Raw genomic sequence first — 19220 nt, 5'->3', positions numbered from 1 at the left:
GTCCCCGCCCCGGGGCCCGCCCCCGGGGGGGGCCCCGCGCATTACGACCCCTCTGGTTGCTAAGTTTGTGGGGCCGGGCCAATAAACCCACCCGTGTGGCGGCCCCGTCCCGTTCCGCATACGGCGATCGCCCAGAGGACACTGACGAAGGTTCCCATGATGAACTGCTCGGACGCATGAGGTTCGCGAAGTTCCGGGTACCGCGCGAGCCCCTTGACTGCCAAGACGATCGCGATGCCTTCCGGCCAGGTTGCGAGAATCGATGCCGCCACCGCGAGCCGTTCGAGGATGCCGATCACACGTCCGCCGCGAAGAGGTCTGGCGTCCGGTGCCGGGCTCCCGTCCGGTTGGCGACGAGCGATCTTGAAGGTGGCAAGTACCAACGGTGCACCGGCCGTGGCGGCGGCAAGTACGCACAGGACAAGCGTCGCCCCGAGAGCGAAACCGGTGACCGGGGTCGTTCGGGTCGATGCCAGTGCGGCAACACCCAGCGCCGGAAGAGCCACCACGGACGACGCCCATTCGGGGACTTCGAGTCGACCACGACTGAGCGGTCCCAGTGCCGCTGCAACTGCTGGTGCCGCGGCGGCGACGGCGAGCGCGATCAACGCCAGAACGACCATGTATTCGAGCCCCCTGCTGTGTCGACGAGTTTGTACCGGTGCGAGCGTGAGCAGTCTAGGGCTGGAGTCTGACCAAAAGTCGTTCTGCGAGTCTGCGCCCGGCGAGTTCTGCGTGCCACCCGGCTGTCAGGAGTCGCTTGGACATGGCCTGTTTGGTGATTCCGAGGTGGGCCGCTGCGCTGACCTGAGTGAGTCCGCTGTCCATCAGGGCGATGGCTTCGCGTCCGTCCTTCGTCTGTCTCGTGACGATCGTTCCGAGCAAGGTGAACGCGGCATCGACATCTGCGGCGAGTTCGTCGCGTGAGCTATCCGCCGGCGCCTGTTCGACGGCAATTCTGGCCGGAGCTCGCTTGGCTCGCTCGACGGCGATCCGAGCAGCTTCGAATGCCGGTCCGCGTCCGGCCCGGGTCTGCCGTGGGAGAGGCTGCTCGACGGGACCGATCCCGATCCCGACACTCCAGTGCTCGCGCCGAATCAGCTCGAGTGCGACGAGGACGAGTAGCGCCGGATCGTCGGTCACCGCTTGAATCTCGTCGCCCGCTGTGCGCTCGAACAGCCGCAGGAGCCTGCGATCGGCCATGTCGTCGATGATGTCCCCGACGCGGTCGACATCCCGTCGGCTACCTCGCTGATCCACCGTCAGTACAAACATTAGTCAATGCTAGATAGTTGACTTTCAATAGTCAATCGTTTTGGGTTGACTCAATCAAATCAACCTCTTGGGGTTGACCGTTGTCAACGATGGTTTCGCCCGGTGAAGGCTGACGGCGAGCGTCGAACACCAGACCGGCGATGCCGATCGCAATGCAGATCCCGGACAGAATCAGGAGACGAGGATCGGCTTCGCCGGAGAGCGCATCGCCCAGAACGACAATCCCAACAGTGCCGGGCAAGATGCCGACGACGGTGGCAAGGATGTAGGGCACGATCCGGATCGACGAAATGCCGCAGCAGTAGTTCACCACCGAGAAGGGGACAAACGCGATCAAGCGCAGAGAGCCGACGGCCAGCCACCCCCGCTTTTCGATCCGCTCGTCCACCCGCCGGATCGTCGGACTCGAAATCCGTTGCCACACGACGTCGCGGCCGATGGCGCGGACCAGGTAGAGGGCCAGAACGGCGCTCACAGTCGTTGCCGCCACGGTAAGAGCGATGCCGGTCACCGAGCCGAAAAGAACCCCCGCGCTGAGCGTGAAGACGGTGCGCGGGAACGGCGCGACGGTGACTATCGAATGAACCAGGAAGAACACGAGGGGAAACGCCGGGCCAACCGAGTCCGCCCACTCTCGCACCTGGGACACCGTGGGATGTGGGGCGAGGAGGGCTGCGAGGAACAAAGCGAGCACTACCAGGACTATTGCGATCAATCTTCGGTCCAGCAGGCGTCCCATCACAGGTCACAAGGCTACCTGCGAACGGTGAACCGGGCCGACTGCCGACCCGCAATCGTGAGTCGAACATCGCCACGGGGGCGGGAAAGCGACGTGCTCCAGGCGACAATGAAACGGCGCTGTGACGAAAACCACTAGGCTTTCGGAGTGGCCTTCACCTGCAGTCCCGGCCAGTGAAACGAACTCGCGGGTAACCCGCAAACATGCTGAACAATCGCTAGGTAAGGGCCGGTTACACGTGCACGAACGACCGAATCCGCACGTCGCCCGGCCGGTCGGAAAGTGGCCACGAACAGCCCTGTGAAGAACATGACGTGATCCTCACGATATCTGGGCTCAACCGCGGGTTAGCATCACAGAACTAACGAACAAATCCGATTATCGGTAAAGCGCTCACGCAAAAAATGAGAGGGAGCGGACACAGTGTCATTAGCTTCAGAAGCCGAGGCTGTCGAGCAGGCGTACGCGGAGTGGCAGCGCTCCGTAGCCGGTGTGCTCGCCAAGTCCCGCAGAGTCGATGCGGCAGAACTGGGCCCCGAGCCACAGAAACTGCTCGAAACCGTCACCTACGACGGTGTCACTGTCGCACCGCTCTACAGCCCACGCGACGAGCGTCCCGAGCAGAGCTTGCCGGGCACGTTTCCGTACGTGCGTGGCGTCGACGCTCACCGTGATGTCAATGCCGGTTGGTTGGTTTCCGCTGCTTTCGGAACCGCCTCGGCGGCCGAGACCAATCGCGCCATCCTGGACGCCCTCGAAAACGGAGTCAGCGCACTCTGGTTGAAGGTGGGCGCCGACGGCGTTCCGGTCACCGACCTCGCCGCTGCGCTCGAGGGCGTGCTTCTCGACCTCGCACCGCTCACGCTCGATGCAGGCGCAGCGACAAACGATGCAGCCCGAGCACTCATCTCACTCCTCGATGCACGCAGCGAAGCCGGCGACGGTGTCAGCGATCGCAGCAGTATCCGAGTTCACCTCGGTGCAGCACCGCTGACCAGTTCGTTCTCCGGCGCAGCCGACGTCGAATTTGCAGGCGCAGTCGAGTTGGCCGCCCTCGCCGCCGCTCGTGCGGAAACCGTGCACGCGATCACCGTGGACGGCACGGCCTTTCACAACGCGGGTGCCGGCGACGCCGAAGAACTCGGAGCCGCAATCGCCGCCGGCCTCGAGTACCTCCGTGCACTCACCGCCCAGAGCGGCCTGACCATCGGTGCTGCGTTGTCGCAGTTGGCTTTCCGCTACGCGGCAACCGACGATCAGTTCCAGACCATCGCGAAGTTCCGCGCCGCACGTCTCGTATGGGCACGCATCGCCCAGGTCTGCGGAGCTTCCGATTTTGGTGGAGCGCCGCAGCACGCAGTCACCTCCGCCGCGATGATGGCTCAGCGTGATCCCTGGGTGAACATGCTGCGCACGACCCTCGCTGCATTCGGCGCCGGCGTCGGCGGAGCAGATGCAGTGACTGTTCTTCCGTTCGACGTCGCCCTGGCCGACGGCACCCTCGGTGTCAGCAAGTCCTTCTCCTCGCGCATCGCGCGCAACACACAGCTGCTCCTGCTCGAGGAGTCGCACCTGGGCCGTGTCCTCGATCCGTCGGCCGGGTCTTGGTACGTCGAGGACCTGACACAGCAGATCGCCGCCACCGCGTGGGAGTTCTTCCAGGAAATCGAAGCAGCCGGCGGATATCTGGCGGCACTCGAAGCGGGAATCGTCTCCGGTCGCATCGCCGCTACCAAGGCCAAGCGCGACTCCGACATCGCACACCGCAAGACCACGGTCACCGGTGTCAACGAGTTCCCGAACCTCGGCGAAACGCCGCTGTCCGCCGAAGCCGTCGAGCCTGGCCAGTCCGTCGCCCGCTACGCAGCTGCATTCGAAGCGCTTCGTGACCGTTCGGACGCGTTCCTCGCCGCCGGCGGCGCCCGTCCCACTGCGCTTCTCGCGCCGCTGGGCTCGGTTGCAGAACACAACGTGCGCACCACGTTTGCGTCCAACCTGCTCGCTTCGGGTGGTATCGATGCAGTCAACCCCGGCCCGCTCGAGGTGGGCGCCGAGGCCATCTCCGCTGCAGTCAAGGCTTCCGGTGCCACCGTCGCCGTGCTGTGCGGCACGGACAAGCGCTACGGCGAGAGCGCCGCAGCGGCCGTCGCCGAACTTCGCGCCGCCGGCATCACCAAGGTGCTGCTCGCAGGACCGGAAAAGGCAGTCGCCGACGCGACCGGCGATTCTCGCCCGGACGGATTCCTCACCGCCCGCATCGACGCAGTGTCGGCTCTGACCGAACTGCTCGACTTCATCGAGACGGGAAGCTCCAAGTGACGACACGAGAGGTCAAGCACGTGATCGGCAGTTTCGCCGAGGTCCCACTCGAGGACCCGCAGTCTCCGGCACCCACACCGCCGTCGGTCGAGCAGGCCCAGGCGCTCATCGAAGAGGGCGCCAACGCCAACAACTACGCCGCCGAGCAGGTTGTCTGGTCCACCCCCGAAGGCATCGACGTCAAGCCGGTGTACACCGGTGCGGACCGCACGGCCGCCGCCGAGTCGGGTTACCCGCTCGACAGCTTCCCGGGCGCAGCGCCGTTCCTGCGTGGTCCGTACCCGACCATGTACGTGAACCAGCCGTGGACCATTCGCCAGTACGCCGGATTCTCCACTGCCGCGGAGTCGAATGCGTTCTACCGTCGTAACCTCGCGGCCGGTCAGAAGGGTCTCTCGGTCGCCTTCGACCTCGCCACACACCGCGGCTACGACTCCGATCATCCTCGCGTTGCCGGTGACGTCGGAATGGCCGGTGTCGCAATCGATTCCATCCTCGACATGCGTCAGCTCTTCGACGGAATCGACCTCTCGCAGGTCTCGGTCTCGATGACGATGAACGGCGCCGTGCTGCCGATTCTCGCGCTGTACGTCGCTGCGGCAGGCGAGCAAGGTGTCACTCCGGACAAGCTGGCCGGAACGATCCAGAACGACATCCTCAAAGAGTTCATGGTTCGTAACACCTACATCTATCCGCCGAAGCCCTCGATGCGGATCATCTCGGACATCTTCGCGTACTCCAGCGCGGAAATGCCGAAGTACAACTCCATCTCGATCTCGGGCTACCACATCCAGGAAGCCGGAGCGACGGCCGATCTGGAACTGGCGTACACCCTCGCCGACGGCGTCGAGTACATCCGCGCCGGCCTCGACGCCGGTATGGACATCGACAAGTTCGCACCTCGCCTGTCCTTCTTCTGGGCCATCGGCATGAACTTCTTCATGGAGGTCGCCAAGCTCCGCGCCGGACGCCTCCTGTGGGCCGAGCTTGTCGCCAAGTTCGATCCCAAGAGCGCGAAGTCTCTCTCGCTGCGTACCCACTCGCAGACCTCCGGCTGGTCCCTGACCGCGCAGGACGTCTTCAACAACGTTCCGCGTACCTGCGTCGAAGCCATGGCTGCCACCCAGGGCCACACTCAGTCCTTGCACACCAACGCACTCGACGAAGCGATCGCATTGCCGACGGACTTCTCCGCCCGCATCGCCCGTAACACCCAGTTGCTGCTGCAGCAGGAATCCGGCACCGTGCGTCCCATCGACCCGTGGGGTGGCTCGTACTACGTCGAGTGGCTCACCAACGAACTCGCCAACCGGGCTCGTAAGCACATCGAAGAGGTCGAGGAAGCCGGCGGAATGGCTCAGGCCATCAACGAAGGCATCCCGAAGCTGCGCATCGAGGAAGCTGCCGCCCGCACCCAGGCACGCATCGACTCCGGTCGGCAGCCGCTCGTCGGCGTCAACAAGTACGTTCCCGACGAGGTCGACACCATCGAAGTTCTCAAGGTCGAGAACTCCAAGGTCCGCAAGGAACAGCTCGAGAAGTTGGTTCGCCTTCGCGCGGAACGTGATCCGGAAGCCGTCGAGGCCGCACTGGCGAACCTCACTCGCGCTGCCGCATCCACCGAAGGCGGCATGGAGAACAACCTCCTCGCCCTCGCTGTCGTCGCCGCCCGCGCGATGGCTACCGTCGGCGAAATTTCCGACGCCCTCGAAAAGGTGTACGGACGCCACCAGGCCGAGATCCGCACCATCAGTGGTGTGTACCGCGACGAGGCAGGAACGGTGAGCAACATCAGCAAGGCGATGGAACTGGTCGAGAAGTTCGCCGAGGACGAGGGACGTCGTCCCCGCATCCTCGTCGCGAAGATGGGCCAGGACGGTCACGACCGTGGCCAGAAGGTCATCTCCACCGCCTTCGCGGACATCGGATTCGACGTCGACGTCGGACCGCTGTTCCAGACCCCCGAAGAGGTCGCCAATCAGGCGGCCGACAACGACGTCCACGTAGTCGGTGTGTCGTCGTTGGCCGCCGGTCACCTGACCTTGGTGCCGGCGCTGCGGGAGGCTCTGGCTGCGGCCGGTCGTCCCGACATCATGATCGTCGTCGGCGGCGTCATTCCGCCCGGTGACTTCGACGAACTCTACGAGGCCGGCGCTGCTGCCATCTTCCCGCCCGGCACCGTCATCGCCGACGCTGCCAGCGGATTGTTGGAGAAGCTCTCCGCCCAACTGGGTCACGACAACAGCTGAGAAGGGGGTCACTGAAGATGGCACGTCAGCCCATCGACATTGATTCCCTCGCCGAGGCGGTGCGCGGAAATCAGCGTGCCGGCCTCGCTCGGGCGATCACCCTCGTCGAGTCCACCCGCGACGACCACCGGGCCCTCGCGCAGCAACTTCTACTGAAGTTGCTGCCGGAGGCCGGGGGAGCGCACCGGATCGGCATCACCGGCGTTCCCGGCGTCGGCAAGTCGACCTTCATCGACGCGCTCGGAATGTACTTGCTGGGCAAGGGACATCGGGTTGCGGTGTTGGCGGTCGATCCGTCGTCCACCCGCACCGGCGGCTCGATTCTCGGCGACAAGACACGCATGGCTCGGCTCACCGTCGAACCGAATGCGTACATCCGGCCGTCACCGACGTCCGGCACGCTCGGTGGTGTTGCCAAGGCAACCCGCGAGACCATCGTGCTTCTCGAAGCTGCCGGTTTCGACGTCATCCTGGTGGAAACGGTGGGTGTCGGCCAGTCCGAAGTCACTGTTGCCAACATGGTGGACTGCTTCACGTTCCTGACCCTCGCTCGTACCGGTGATCAGCTCCAGGGCATCAAGAAGGGTGTCCTCGAGCTCGCAGATCTGGTGGCGGTCAACAAGGCCGATGGCAAGCATGAGCGCGAGGCAAAGGGCGCTGCCCGTGAATTGGCGGGTGCGCTTCGCCTGATCTACCCGCACGACGCCATCTGGAAGCCGCCCGTCATCACGATGAGCGGTCTCGAAGGTGTCGGGCTGGACGAGTTCTGGGGAACTGTCACCAAACACCGTGAGGTGCTCACCGAAGCGGGACAGTTCGAGGAGAAGCGTCGCAAGCAACAGGTCGATTGGACCTGGACGATGGTCAACGATCAGCTGCTACGCAGGCTCTCGAGCAACGATCGGGTGCGTGCGATCCGGGCCGACGTCGAGCAGAGCGTGCGTGACGGTTCACTGACGGCAGCGTTGGCGGCGGGGCGAATTCTCGACGCGTTCGACGGAAGCAACTAGCGCGGAAAGAACGAAATCCCGGGTATCCGAGCGCGGATACCCGGGATTTCTTCTGTGACGAGCTATCGTTCGCGTTTGACTGCAGGCTCGGTGAGTTCGGTCTCGACAGCGAGTTCGACTCCCGTGAAATCGCCTTCTGCCTCGGCCGGGGTGAGCGTGGACCGCTTCCACGCGTAGAACAGCAGCGCTGCCCACGCGCCGAGAATGGTCAGGTAACCGGCCACTGTGACCGCCCCGGTGATGTCGAAGGATTTGAACAGCTTCTGTGCGTTGGTCAACACGATGACGCCGCCCACCGCCGTTCCGAGCAAGGTTGCAGGTACGCGGCTGACCAGCCACGCCGCGAACGGAGCTGCGATGACACCGCCGAGCGCGAGACCGGCGACAACGAGGAGGTTTCCCGCCGACTCACGTCCCAATCCGACAAGGAATCCCAGCGACGCGGCTGACGCGACCAGAAACTCCGAGGCGCTGACCGAGCCGATCACGGTGCGCGGCGCGGTCTTTCCTCGTGAGAGCAGCGTGCTGGTGGTGATCGGACCCCAACCACCACCGCCGGATGCATCGATGAAACCACCGAACAGGCCGAGTGGGGACAGGAAACGTGCAGTGTGCGGGGTGGTACGAGCGTCCGCGACGGCCGGTGGGCGGACCGAAAAGCGTAGTGCCACATAGATACCGATGGCCAGCAGGATCGTCGCCGTGATGGGGACTGCCGCTTCGGTGGACAGACCCGAGAGCACAGTTGCGCCGATGAATGCACCGACTGCGCCGGGCACACCGAGCTTGGCGACGAGCTTCCAGTCGATGTTCTTGAACTTCCAATGCGACACACCCGAAGCGAGGGTGGTGCCGACCTCGGCCAGGTGAACAGCGGCGCTGGCCTGAGCCGGACCGAGGCCACCGATCATCAACAGAGTGGTTGCGGTGACACCGAAGGCCATACCGAGGGCGCCGTCGACGAGCTGGGCGCCGACGCCGACAAAGGTGAACAAAAGAAGGTTGAACATGAGAAGACAGACTCCGAGCGAAGAAGCGACAAAGTCAGGGGTGCAGGCAGCGAGAATCGCCGCTCAGCAACACGCCTGATCGAAGCATGCGCTACGACGAGTGGGCCAGAACGCCATCAATCCGAGCGCAAATGCCGGGGAGGCATCGTGGCTGGAAATCTGCACGTCAGGTCCTTTGTTCTCGTTCGTTGGTGTTCTGTCCATGCGAGCATAGCCGGTGCCCGGCTCGGTCAACCCACGACGCGGGCGTAATTTCCCACTCGGTGGACAAGTCGATCGAAGAATTCCGCCGGATCGGTGCTGACCGCGATATCCGCGTTGGGCTCACGCTTCCAGTGCCCGACCCAGTCCGCAACCGTCGTTCCGATCAGCAGTGGACTCTCGGTTTCGACATCTACCGTTGCCGGTTTCAGCGTCGCCAGGCTCGGATCGAGCGCGACGGCAGCAGCGAAGGGATCATGCATGTGAGCAAGAAATCCCTGGTCGTATTCACGATGGAATTCCATGTAGAACCGGATTGCGTCGGACATATGCCTGATCACGCTGTTGGACGCGGAACTGCGGACGTCGGGACCGTCGTCAGGCGAGATGATCTCTTCCGGGGTGCTCCCGGCAGCTTCGGCGAGCCGACGCACATGTTCGGGGAACATCTCGATGGATTCGGTGACGTTGAGGCCGCAGATGATCGGGCGCCGGTGCGCGGGTACGACGGAGAACGCGTCGAACACCTCCTTGGCCGCGTGCGGATCGACCGAGACGTTCCACTCCGCGGTCGGCGTCGTGTTGCCCGGATAGTTGAACGACCCACCCATCACTACCAGTCGCTTCAGCAGAGACGGCAGATCGGGTTCACGTCTGATCGCCAAGGCCAGGTTGGTGAGCGGCCCCGTCACCAGCCCGGTGAGTTGTCCGGGGTACTCCCGGACGAGATCCACCCAGAGGTCGGTGGCGGTTCGGACCGAGCGCTTGCGACCCGAATCGGGGAGGACCGCATGGCCGATTCCTTGCGGACCGTGAGTCTCCTCGGTGGTGCGCAACGGTATGACCAATGGCTCGCGGGCGCCGAGTGCAACCTCGATGTCCGGGGCGCCGCAGAGCGCAAGCCAGTTCAAGTTGTTGGCCGCGACCTGTTCCACCGGAACGTTGCCGGCGGTGCTCGCAATCCCCAGTATCTCGGCTTCGGGGCTGGCAAGGAGATAGAGAAGCGCCAACGAGTCGTCGATACCGGTGTCGACGTCGACGATGAGCTTGTGCATGTCACTCATCGGTGGCCACCAGGATCGTCGGGGAATGCAGGACGGGGAAGTTCACCGACCGAGCGATGAAGCACTTCGTGTGTGCGGGGCCGTGAAGCTCCTGGGCCTTCTCGACCATCGACGCCTCCGCGACCAACACCGTCGGATTCAACGTCACCTCGATGAACTGGCCGCCGCCATCGGATTCCTCGATCATGCTGCCGACCGGCTGATCGCTGTAGTCGAGAACGACGACCCCAGCGGCAGCTGCCAGACCGAGGTACCAGAGCATGTGGCACTGGGCGAGGGAGGCAACGAGCAGTTCCTCGGGGTTCCATCGCTGCGCGTCACCGCGGAACGAGGGATCGGAGCTGCCGAGAAGTTCCGGCTTTCCGACCGCGGATATTGCATGATTGCGCGAATATCCCTGCGTGCTGGACGTTCCGGTTCCCAGATCGCCCGTCCACTGAAGGTCGAGTGTGTAGGTATGTGACTTCACAGGTCCATCTTGCCCTGAATGTGCCGGTCCCTCAGTGTGCCCACTCCGCGCGATCCGATCCCCACGGATGCGCCGGTTCGGGGTAGTCCTCGAACTCTGCCAGCGCGGGTCGTGCGGTGGTCACGTCGGCATGGTTGACAACAACATTCAGGCCGGGAGCGGTCGGTAGACCGGGATGGACGGTTCGGCCGGGTGCGTCGAGAAGACGAGCGCCGGTGCTGGCCAGCGACACGTCGACGTCGCGGCCACGGCCGTCGTGCGAGCGCAGTGTCAACGCGTCGAGGATCCCCGCTGCCAAGAAGTATCCGGTCGAGTGGTCGAGTGCCTGCGCCGGAAGTGCGCCAGGGTTCTCACCACCCTCGAGGAACGAAATGCCGGACGCGGCCTGCACGATGCTGTCGAAGCCACGGCGATTCGCCCACGGACCTTCCCATCCCCATGCGCTGACGCGCCCGTGAATCAGGTGGGCGGGAAGATCCTGCCCGATGAGCGCTTCGAGTGCACCCGGCCGGTAGCCGGTGACCAGTACGTCTGCGGTTTCGAGGAGTTCTCGGAACGCTGCCGCTCCGGCCGAGGACTTCAGGTCGAGAAGCGCCGACCGCTTGCCCTGTCCACTGTCGAGGTGCTGCCATCCGATCTCGGGGATCGCCGGGGGATCGATCCGCAGAACGTCAGCGCCGACCAACGCCAGGGCACGCGTCGCGACCGGACCGGCGATGACGCGGGTCAGGTCGAGAACGCGTGGGCGCGTCGGATGCGTGCGGGGTTTTCCCTCGTCGCGTGCTCGGATGGATACCAGAGGCGCAGACCTCGCAGCTGCGCACTGCTCACTCAGGCGCCACTCGGTCTCGGTACGAACACGGACCGCGATGGCTCCGATCTCGGCGGCCTGCTGCTCGATCTCGATGGCGCTGAGTTCGGATATCCGTTGCGCCACTGCATCTTTGGGTGATCCATGATCGAGCGCGAGGACGGCGAGCAGGCGGTCGCGATGGTGCGGATAGTTGCCGTGCGTGCGGACCCAACCGTCGCGGGCGGCAAAGAACCCCGAGTGCTCGGAGAACCCGTTGATCGGCTCGCCGCCGATCCGGAACAGTCGATCGCTCGAGAAGGACGCGGCGATGCGCTCGGGATCGAGGGTCCAGTGTCCGTCGCCCGGGCGGGTTGACCGATGAATCGCCGAGGCGAACGCCGCTACCGAGCCCGCAGCGAGGTCGAACACCGGCAAGTGCGCCGCAAGGAAACCCGCCGAGTCCGGGCATTCGATGTGCCCGCGTCGGTCGTCGGTGTGCACCCCGACGTCACGCTGGTATTCGTCGAGATAGAACCCGTACCCGTGATCCATGCGACGCCTTTCGGCAGTTCAGTGGCCGAGAAGCTCCCGGCACTTTTCTGCCAGCGTATCGCGGAGCGGCGCAGCACGATCCGCCAACTGTTGTTGCTGACGCACGTATTCGGCGCGGCCCGCGGGAGTTTCGATACGAATGGGGGAGTACCCGTACTCGGCAAGGTCGTATGGGCTCGCGCGCATGTCGAGTTCACGGGCCAGGAGCGCGTGTTCGAAGCACCGCATCACCAGGTCGGAATCGACGAGTGGCAACAATTTGAAGCTCCACTTGTACAGGTCCATACCGGCGTGCAGGCAGCCCGGCTGTTCGTGATCGATCTGAGTTTCGCGTGCAAGCGGGAGCGAGTTCTTGGGGGCCGCGTCCGGTGTGAAGAACCGGAACGCGTCGTAGTGCGTGCATTTGAGTGGCAGGGATTCGACGACCGCGTCGGTACCGGCGAACCCGAGTCGCAGCGGCACCGACTGGTGACGGATTGCGTCCTCGCCCCCGCGATAGACCATCGCCCATTCGTGGAGGCCGAAGCAACCCAGCACAGCGGGCCGCGCAGACGTCTGATTCAACAGATTCCACACGAATTCGACTGTGTGACGCCGACGCTCCAGCACTGAGGCCTCGACCGTCGCGGTACCCGACTCGTCGACGCGGTAGCCGGAGAAGGCTGCGTATTCGGCGGCGTTCTCGAGCGCGACTCCGTACCCGGGGTGCCAGCGGCGCAGTTGGGCGGGTTTGAAGTTGTAGTACGTGAAGAGGAAGTCGTGCACCGGGTGAGAGATACCGGCGCTACGACGCGCTCGGTGCGGCTCGACGAGCTTCTCCACCTCCTCGAGGTGAAGTGCCCGCCGAGCCGTCCACTCGCTCTGCGCGATTGCGAGTGAATGCACCGAACGTGTCATCGATCAGCTGTTTCTTTGTCCGGGAACAGCATCCGTGCCGCGATGCGTGCCATCGCGGACCGTTCCGACGTACTCCTCGAGGAGATCCTCGAGCGCGACGATACCGATCACCACTCCGTCAGCGTCCGTGACAGCGCCGAGGTGCGAGCTGGCCCGACGAAGGCCGGCCAACGCTTCGGCCAGCGGTGTGCTGAGCGGAACGATGGGCAGCGGCCGGATATCCGACGTCGGAACGACGGTGTCCGGTCCAGCGGCCTCGTCGAGCACCTCGTCGAGCACGTCCTTGAGGTGCACGTACCCAGCCAGCGATCCGTCGCTCGCTCGCACCGGGTAACGCGAGTATCCGGTCTCGATGACCGCACGCTCGATCTCACCCAGTGTTGTTCCCGACGGTGTGAGGGGAATGGTCCGCACCTTGTCGAGAGTGATCAGGACCTCGGAGACGGTCCGATCGGTCGATTCGAGTGCCTGCTTCAACCGCCGGTGTTCTTCGGCGTCGATCAGACCTTCGGATCGCGATTCACCGATCATCGCGGACAACTCCACCGCCGAGACCGTGACGTCGAGTTCGTCCTTGGGTTCGACGCGCAGGAGCTTGAGCACTCCGTTCGCGCACAGGTTGTAGAACGCGATGATCGGGCGAGCGATCTTGATGAACGCCAGATGCACGGGAACGAGCAGCATGGCCGTCTTCTCGGGGCCGGCCAACGCGATGTTCTTGGGCACCATCTCGCCGAGCAGGATGTGCAGCACGACGACGAGCGACAGCGCGATGGCAAACGAGATCGGGTGCAGCAATCCGTCGGGCAGACCGACGGCTTCCATCGGCACCTCGAGGAGGTGCGCAATGGCGGGCTCGGCGACCTTACCGAGGAGGATCGAGCAGATCGTGATGCCCAGCTGAGCCGCCGCAAGCATGAGCGAGAGGTTCTCACCGGCCTTGATGACTGTGAGCGCCCGCTTCTTGCCTTGCGCGACCAGTGCTTCGAGGCGGTCACGTCGTGCGGAGATCAGTGCGAACTCCGCACCGACGAAGAATGCATTGCCGGCGAGCAGCACGACGGTGAGGAGTACACCGAAGAGGTTATTCATCGTCGGACTCCTTCTTGCTGTCGTCTGCGGATTCGGGTTCGACGTAAGCGGGGACCGGCGTGATGGTCACCCGGTCGATACGGCGGCCGTCCATGCCGGTCACTCGTGCAATCCACTTTCCGCGCGAATCACCGGACGAGTCGACGTCGGGCAATTCCACCTCGTCACCCTCGTCGGGGATGCGGCCCAGTTCGGTGAGCACCAACCCACCGAGCGTGTCGTAGTCGCCTTCGGGAGCGGTGTACCCGGTAGCCGAAGTGACCTCGTCGATGCGCAGGAGACCGGAGCACGACCATCCGTCGCCGACGCGCTGCACGTCGAGTTCGGGTTCGTCGTGTTCGTCGCGCACATCGCCGACGATTTCCTCGATGAGGTCTTCCATCGTGACGATGCCGGCAGTTCCGCCGTACTCGTCGACGACGAGCGCAACCTGCATACCGTCCGAGCGGATTCGCTCCATGACGGTGTCTCCGTCCAGGCTCGACGGCACGACGGGAACACGTTGAGCCAGACTGTCGACGCGCGTCGTGCGCCGACGTTCGGCCGGAACGGTGAACGCGTGCTTGATGTGTACGACGCCGACCGTGTCGTCGAGATCGCCGCGAACGACCGGGAAGCGCGAATAGCCGGTCCGCGACGCCGTCACGATCAGGTCTGCGACGGTGTCCGAGAGTTCCAGCGATTCGATCTTCACTCGCGGAGTCATCAGCTCTTCTGCCGTGCGGTCACCGAACTGCAGTGAACGGTCGACGAGCATCGCCGTGCCCTTGTCGATGGACCCGCGCTGCGCGGACGTCCGCACGAGGGACCCGAGTTCCTGCGGTGATCGCGCGGAGCGCAATTCCTCCGCGGGTTCGATGCCCAGGCGTCGCACGATCCAGTTGGCGGTTCCGTTGAGGCCGTTGATGGCCCACCGGAAGATCAGCGAGAACCCTGCTTGCAGGCCCGCAGTCGCGCGGGCGGTGGGCATCGGCTTGGAGATTGCGAGGTTCTTCGGTACGAGCTCACCGAAGATCATGGAGAACGAGGTCGCGATCACGAGAGCCAGGATCAAAGACGTTGTCGAGGCAGCGGATTCACTGAGCCCGACGGCCTTCGTGACCGGTGTGATGAACCGTGCCAGGACCGGCTCGGCCAGGTAACCGGTGATCAGGGTTGTGATCGTGATGCCCAGCTGAGCGCCGGAGAGCTGGAACGAAAGAGTCTTGTGCGCGTGTTGAACCTGCCGCGAGCGTCGGTCGCCGCCACGAGCAGCTTCGTCGACGGTGCTGCGTTCGAGCGCGGTCAGTGAGAATTCGGCCGCCACGAAGAGGGCGGTGCCTGCAGTCAGCGCGATGAAGCCGACCAGGCTGAGAATGGTGAAAACGATGTCCATGTGTCATCGCCACCTGAGATGTGCACGGGGGCCGCCGGGTTTGTCTCCCGGCTCGCTAGAGGAGCCCTCCGAACCGGCGGAATCAGAAGATTCCTCGGATAAAACGACGGGTGTAGCGCCGGGTAAGTGTGTGGGTGCCTCGGGCACCGGGTTCCTTTCGTCAGAGCCGAGTAGTTCTCGGCTGTAGCGGGCTCGGTCGGGTCGCCGAAGGGCACCCGACCGAGTTTTGTTTTCTGTTTACCGATCCAATGATACCGGCGGGTGCCCGGGAGTAGGGACCCGAGCACCCGCCGACAGTCACAGAACGTGGTTCACCAACCAGACGGAAGCGGCCGTCCTTCGGCAAATCCGGCGGCGGACTGCACGCCCAGAACGGCCTTCTCGTGCAGCTCCTCGAGAGAGCGCGCACCCGCGTACGTGCAGGTACTGCGCACGCCGGAACAGATCTGATCGATCAGGTCCTCGACTCCGGGGCGCTCGGGATCGAGACGCATCCGCGAACTGGAGATGCCTTCCTCGAACAATCCCTTACGGGCGCGATCGAAAGCCGTTTCGGTGGCTGTGCGAGCAGCAACAGCGCGCTTGGAGGCCATACCGAAGCTCTCCTTGTACGCGTTGCCCGCCTGATCGACTTTGAGATCGCCGGGGGACTCGTATGTGCCGGCGAACCACGAGCCGATCATGACGTTCGACGCGCCCGCCGCGAGGGCGAGTGCAACGTCGCGGGGGTGTCGAACGCCGCCGTCGGCCCAGACGTGCTTGCCGAGCTCACGTGCCGCTGCAGCACATTCCGCGACGGCCGAGAACTGCGGGCGTCCGACGCCGGTCATCATGCGAGTCGTGCACATGGCTCCGGGTCCGACGCCGACCTTGACGATGTCCGCGCCTGCGGCGATCAGATCACGGGTTCCCTGTGCGGAGACCACGTTGCCTGCAACCAACGGGACGCCGAGATCGAGCGCCTTGAGGGTGGTGAGCGCATCGATCATTCTCTGCTGGTGACCGTGAGCCGTGTCCACGACGATCACGTCTGCACCGGCGTCGACGAGAGCCTTGGCCTTGGCGCCCACGTCACCGTTCACACCGACCGCCGCAGCGACCCGGAGTGCGCCGCGCTCGTCGACTGCGGGGTCGTAGATGCCGGCACGGATCGCGCCGGTGCGGGTGAGGACGCCGGCAAGAGTCCCGTCTTCGTTGACGATGACCGCCAGCGGATCATGCTTGGTTTCGAGCAGTTCGAAGACCTCACGCGGTGTGGCGGTGACCGGGGCCGTGACGAAGTCGGTGATCGCGACGGTACGGAGGCGAGTGAACCGATCGACATCCGCGCAGGCTGCCTCGGTGACGACACCGAGAGGCTTACCGTCCTCGACCACCACGACCGCGCCGTGAGCGCGCTTGGGAAGCAGCGCCAGCGCATCGGAGACGGCGTCGTCCGGACTCAGCGTGACCGGCGTATCGGCGATGAGGTGGCGGCTCTTGACGAACGCCACGGTCTCGGCGACAGCTTCGGTGGGGACGTCCTGCGGAATGATGACCAGTCCGCCGCGGCGGGCGACAGTCTCCGCCATGCGGCGGCCGGCGACTGCGGTCATATTGGCGACCACGACGGGAATGGTCGTTCCGGATCCGTCGGAAGAATTGAGATCGACGTCGAACCGAGAGGTGACCTCGGTCCGGTTAGGGACGAGGAAGACGTCGTCGTAGGTCAGGTCGTATGGGGGGCGTTGCCCTTCGAGGAACTGCACGTTTCACGAGCCTACCGTCGATTCCGCCGTAGCGCCCTCGGTATCGCGCGCTTGTGAGCGGGAGAGGGCGATCGTGGTCATGATCATGACGGCGACGGCGCACCCGATGAGAGCAATTCCGGGACCGTCGACGCGGAGGCGTTCGTCGAGCACTGTCATCCCCAGGAAGATGGCCGCGATCGGCTCGCCGATCGTCAGGGCGGGTAGCGACGCCGACAGCGGCCCGACCTGGAACGCGCGCTGTTGCAGGTAGACCCCGATTGCGCCCGAGGCGATCAGCGCCCACGTCTGCCATGCCGAAATCACCCCGACGACGCCGTGGCCGAGTAGGTCGGTGACGTACTTGGTGAATGCGACGGCGACGCCGTAGAAGATTCCTGCCGCAGAGCCGAGAAGCAGTGCGCGCCAGCCGCCGTCGAGTTTGGACAAGCCGCCGACAGTTGCGGCCACGGCCACTGCGACCGTAATCGTCAGGGGCACAGCCCAATCCGACCACGGTGCGTTGCTGTCTCCCTCGGTGGGATCGCCGACGACGAGGAAGATCGCCAAGGAAATCGCGAGCATGATCGCCAGTGACCACGCGGAACGGGTGATGCGGATTCCCGAGAATTTGGCCGAGAGAGGCAGCGCGAACAGCAACGAGGTCACGATCAGCGGCTGCACCACCAACACCGAACCCAACGACAGTGCAACGGCCTGCATGACATACCCGCCGCCGTCACCGATCAGCCCGGCCCACCACCGAGGACTGCGAATCAACGACGCCACCAACGCCTCGCCCTCGGGAACCGCGGACGCCGCCCGTTGCTGAGCGACCGAAGCGCACGCGAAGAGCAGTGCAGCGAGAAGTGCGCAGAGAACCGAGATCAGTGGAAGATCACCCATTCCCTCAGTGTGCGCGCTTGCCCGCCCGATTTCCGGCAGACGGCTTTCCTGCGCCGGGTGCGCCGCGACGCGGGGTCAAGCCCTTGGACGCCAGACGCTCCGAACGGGTCGGGACCGGAGTGCCGTCCGCACGGATCTTCTTCACACTCTTCGGATCGGTGACGCGCCGCGAGGAGGCGGCGCGCTTGTCGCCGTCCTTCTTCATCCGGCCTCCGGCAGCGGTCCGGCCTGCAGTGTCGTGTTCCTGACGGCCACGCTTGGCGGTGTGCTTGACGGCAACCGTCGTATCGGGAGCCTCGACCGGAATTCCCGTCGGCTCCATCGCACCGGTGATGCGCGTGAGCTCAAGATCGTCAGGACGAACCCGCACACCGTGAACCTTGATGCCTGCCTGCCTGGTCAACTTCTCGACCGATTCACGTTCTTCGTCGGTGACGATGGTGACGACGACGCCCGATTCGCCGGCGCGTGCCGTCCGGCCGGCCCGGTGCAGGTAGTCCTTCGCCTCGGCCGGGGGATCGACGTGAACGACGAGCGTCACGTCGTCGACATGGATTCCGCGCGCGGCGACATCGGTGGCGACCAGGACCGGTGTTGTCCCGTCGGAGAACGACGCGAGGGTCTTGGTCCGATTGTTCTGCGTCTTGCCGCCGTGCAGAGCCCCGGCCGAGACGCCGATCAAATGCAGTTGCTGCGCAAGACGATCCACACCGTGCTTGGTCTTGACGAACATGATGGTCCGCCCCGCACGCGAAGCGATATGTGCGACAACGGATCTCTTGTCGTCGCGGTCGACGAAGAGCAGATGATGTTCCATGGTCGAGACGGTCGCAACCGGGGGAGCAGTCGAGTGCGACGCCGGATTGCGCAGGTAACCCGCGACCAGATCGTCGACCTTGCCGTCGAGTGTCGCCGAGAAGAGAAGACGCTGACCGTCTTTCGGAGTCGTGTCGAGAATCTTCGCAACCTCGTCGATGAAACCCATGTCTGCCATGTGGTCGGCTTCGTCAATGGTCGTGATCACGACGTCGTCGAGAATCACCGACTTCTGCTCGAGTAGGTCGAGCAGGCGCCCGGGGGTCGCAATCAGCAGATCGACGCCGCGGGCAAGGATGTCGGCCTGACGCTTGATCGGAACGCCCCCGACCGCATTTGCCACACGCAAACCGATCTCGGTAGCGGCGTCGTCGAGTGCCTTGTGGATCTGGATCGCCAGCTCACGGGTGGGAGCGAGCACCAAACCGCGCGGACGATTCCGCTTGCTCGCCCCACCCTTGAGGCGCACCAGCATCGGAAGCCCGAAGGCCAGAGTCTTTCCGGAACCCGTCGCACCGCGCCCGAGTACATCCCGACCGGCAAGAACATCGGGGATGGTTGCCGACTGAATGGGGAAGGGGGCATCGATGCCGCTTCGGCGCAACGCGTGCACCATCACGGCGGGGATTCCGAGGTCGACGAACGAACGCCCTTCGGTCGAGGTGGGCGAGTCGATCGTCGATTCCTGCATTTGTCCAGGCTACCGGGTATCGGTAGACGCAGATG

The 19220-nt window shown here is 64.5% G+C and carries 16 protein-coding genes; 3 read left to right on the top strand and 13 right to left on the bottom strand.

Annotated features, from left to right (window positions below):
* Window positions 1–59 precede the first annotated feature (59 nt).
* From M1L53_RS19265 to M1L53_RS19255, 3 genes are read right to left on the bottom strand one after another with little or no spacing between them, the layout of a single operon-like run.
* Window positions 60–623, bottom strand: coding sequence for a hypothetical protein (locus M1L53_RS19265; RefSeq protein WP_261949254.1), 564 nt, complete (start codon window positions 621–623; stop codon window positions 60–62).
* Window positions 624–678: 55 nt separating this feature from the next.
* Window positions 679–1275 carry a hypothetical protein gene (locus M1L53_RS19260; protein ID WP_054188230.1) on the bottom strand — a complete coding sequence of 199 codons (597 nt, stop codon included), beginning with the start codon at window positions 1273–1275 and terminating at the stop codon, window positions 679–681.
* 31 nt (window positions 1276–1306) lie between these two features.
* On the bottom strand, window positions 1307–2014 hold the full coding sequence (locus M1L53_RS19255) for a TVP38/TMEM64 family protein (protein ID WP_007727829.1): 708 nt from the start codon (window positions 2012–2014) through the stop codon (window positions 1307–1309).
* Between the two features lie 423 nt (window positions 2015–2437).
* On the opposite strand from M1L53_RS19255, the gene mutA reads away from it, so the two are divergent.
* The 3 genes from mutA to meaB are packed head-to-tail and all read left to right on the top strand — an operon-like array spanning window position 2438 to window position 7592.
* Window positions 2438–4333 carry a methylmalonyl-CoA mutase small subunit gene (mutA, locus tag M1L53_RS19250; RefSeq protein WP_054188231.1) on the top strand — a complete coding sequence of 632 codons (1896 nt, stop codon included), beginning with the start codon at window positions 2438–2440 and terminating at the stop codon, window positions 4331–4333.
* Window positions 4330–6582: a methylmalonyl-CoA mutase gene (gene scpA, locus M1L53_RS19245; protein WP_003944912.1), complete on the top strand. Its 2253-nt coding sequence runs from the start codon at window positions 4330–4332 to the stop codon at window positions 6580–6582. Before mutA ends, scpA begins: the two co-directional genes overlap by 4 nt.
* Window positions 6583–6599: 17 nt before the next feature.
* Window positions 6600–7592 (top strand): methylmalonyl Co-A mutase-associated GTPase MeaB, encoded by a 993-nt coding sequence (gene meaB, locus M1L53_RS19240; RefSeq protein WP_003945003.1) that lies wholly within the window; start codon window positions 6600–6602, stop codon window positions 7590–7592.
* Between the two features lie 62 nt (window positions 7593–7654).
* Here meaB and M1L53_RS19235 read toward each other — a convergent pair whose 3' ends face one another.
* The 10 genes from M1L53_RS19235 to M1L53_RS19190 form a co-directional block, all read right to left on the bottom strand.
* A complete protein-coding gene (locus tag M1L53_RS19235) occupies window positions 7655–8602 on the bottom strand; it encodes a sulfite exporter TauE/SafE family protein (RefSeq protein ID WP_054188232.1) in 948 nt (315 codons plus the stop codon).
* 230 nt (window positions 8603–8832) lie between these two features.
* Complete coding sequence (locus M1L53_RS19230) at window positions 8833–9867, bottom strand: nucleoside hydrolase (RefSeq protein ID WP_007727817.1); 1035 nt, start codon at window positions 9865–9867, stop codon at window positions 8833–8835.
* Window positions 9860–10336: an OsmC family protein gene (locus M1L53_RS19225; protein WP_007727816.1), complete on the bottom strand. Its 477-nt coding sequence runs from the start codon at window positions 10334–10336 to the stop codon at window positions 9860–9862. Before M1L53_RS19225 ends, M1L53_RS19230 begins: the two co-directional genes overlap by 8 nt.
* A 31-nt stretch (window positions 10337–10367) precedes the next feature.
* A complete protein-coding gene (locus M1L53_RS19220) occupies window positions 10368–11681 on the bottom strand; it encodes a CoA transferase (RefSeq protein ID WP_054188233.1) in 1314 nt (437 codons plus the stop codon).
* Between the two features lie 18 nt (window positions 11682–11699).
* Window positions 11700–12578: a hypothetical protein gene (locus tag M1L53_RS19215; protein ID WP_054188234.1), complete on the bottom strand. Its 879-nt coding sequence runs from the start codon at window positions 12576–12578 to the stop codon at window positions 11700–11702.
* Between the two features lie 3 nt (window positions 12579–12581).
* Window positions 12582–13670, bottom strand: coding sequence for a hemolysin family protein (locus tag M1L53_RS19210; protein ID WP_003944826.1), 1089 nt, complete (start codon window positions 13668–13670; stop codon window positions 12582–12584).
* Window positions 13663–15045, bottom strand: coding sequence for a hemolysin family protein (locus M1L53_RS19205; protein ID WP_003944847.1), 1383 nt, complete (start codon window positions 15043–15045; stop codon window positions 13663–13665). The genes M1L53_RS19210 and M1L53_RS19205 overlap by 8 nt, the downstream gene beginning before the upstream one ends.
* A 311-nt stretch (window positions 15046–15356) precedes the next feature.
* Window positions 15357–16793 (bottom strand): GuaB1 family IMP dehydrogenase-related protein, encoded by a 1437-nt coding sequence (locus M1L53_RS19200; protein ID WP_054188235.1) that lies wholly within the window; start codon window positions 16791–16793, stop codon window positions 15357–15359.
* A 3-nt stretch (window positions 16794–16796) separates the two neighbouring features.
* The gene (locus tag M1L53_RS19195; RefSeq protein WP_003944968.1) at window positions 16797–17678 is read right to left on the bottom strand and encodes a DMT family transporter; all 882 of its coding nucleotides are present in this window, start codon (window positions 17676–17678) and stop codon (window positions 16797–16799) included.
* 4 nt (window positions 17679–17682) lie between these two features.
* Window positions 17683–19185, bottom strand: a complete 1503-nt coding sequence (locus M1L53_RS19190; RefSeq protein WP_054188236.1) for a DEAD/DEAH box helicase — start codon at window positions 19183–19185, stop codon at window positions 17683–17685.
* Between the last annotated feature and the right edge of the window lie 35 nt (window positions 19186–19220).

The sequence above is a fragment of the Rhodococcus sp. T9N genome (assembly GCF_024436645.1).
Lineage (GTDB): Bacteria > Actinomycetota > Actinomycetes > Mycobacteriales > Mycobacteriaceae > Rhodococcus_F > Rhodococcus_F qingshengii.
Note: the sequence above shows the minus strand (reverse complement) of the source record. Positions and strands in the feature narration are given on the sequence as shown.

What these genes read in the sequence shown, in the direction of transcription:
- M1L53_RS19235 (WP_054188232.1), bottom strand. Translation starts at nt 8,602, where the DNA reads ATGTTCAACCTTCTTTTGTTCACCTTTGTCGGCGTCGGCGCCCAGCTC.
- M1L53_RS19255 (WP_007727829.1), bottom strand. Translation starts at nt 2,014, where the DNA reads ATGGGACGCCTGCTGGACCGAAGATTGATCGCAATAGTCCTGGTAGTG.
- M1L53_RS19210 (WP_003944826.1), bottom strand. Translation starts at nt 13,670, where the DNA reads ATGAATAACCTCTTCGGTGTACTCCTCACCGTCGTGCTGCTCGCCGGC.
- M1L53_RS19265 (WP_261949254.1), bottom strand. Translation starts at nt 623, where the DNA reads ATGGTCGTTCTGGCGTTGATCGCGCTCGCCGTCGCCGCCGCGGCACCA.
- meaB (WP_003945003.1), top strand. Translation starts at nt 6,600, where the DNA reads ATGGCACGTCAGCCCATCGACATTGATTCCCTCGCCGAGGCGGTGCGC.
- M1L53_RS19220 (WP_054188233.1), bottom strand. Translation starts at nt 11,681, where the DNA reads ATGGATCACGGGTACGGGTTCTATCTCGACGAATACCAGCGTGACGTC.
- M1L53_RS19215 (WP_054188234.1), bottom strand. Translation starts at nt 12,578, where the DNA reads ATGACACGTTCGGTGCATTCACTCGCAATCGCGCAGAGCGAGTGGACG.
- M1L53_RS19195 (WP_003944968.1), bottom strand. Translation starts at nt 17,678, where the DNA reads ATGGGTGATCTTCCACTGATCTCGGTTCTCTGCGCACTTCTCGCTGCA.
- M1L53_RS19190 (WP_054188236.1), bottom strand. Translation starts at nt 19,185, where the DNA reads ATGCAGGAATCGACGATCGACTCGCCCACCTCGACCGAAGGGCGTTCG.
- M1L53_RS19260 (WP_054188230.1), bottom strand. Translation starts at nt 1,275, where the DNA reads ATGTTTGTACTGACGGTGGATCAGCGAGGTAGCCGACGGGATGTCGAC.
- M1L53_RS19230 (WP_007727817.1), bottom strand. Translation starts at nt 9,867, where the DNA reads ATGAGTGACATGCACAAGCTCATCGTCGACGTCGACACCGGTATCGAC.
- M1L53_RS19205 (WP_003944847.1), bottom strand. Translation starts at nt 15,045, where the DNA reads ATGGACATCGTTTTCACCATTCTCAGCCTGGTCGGCTTCATCGCGCTG.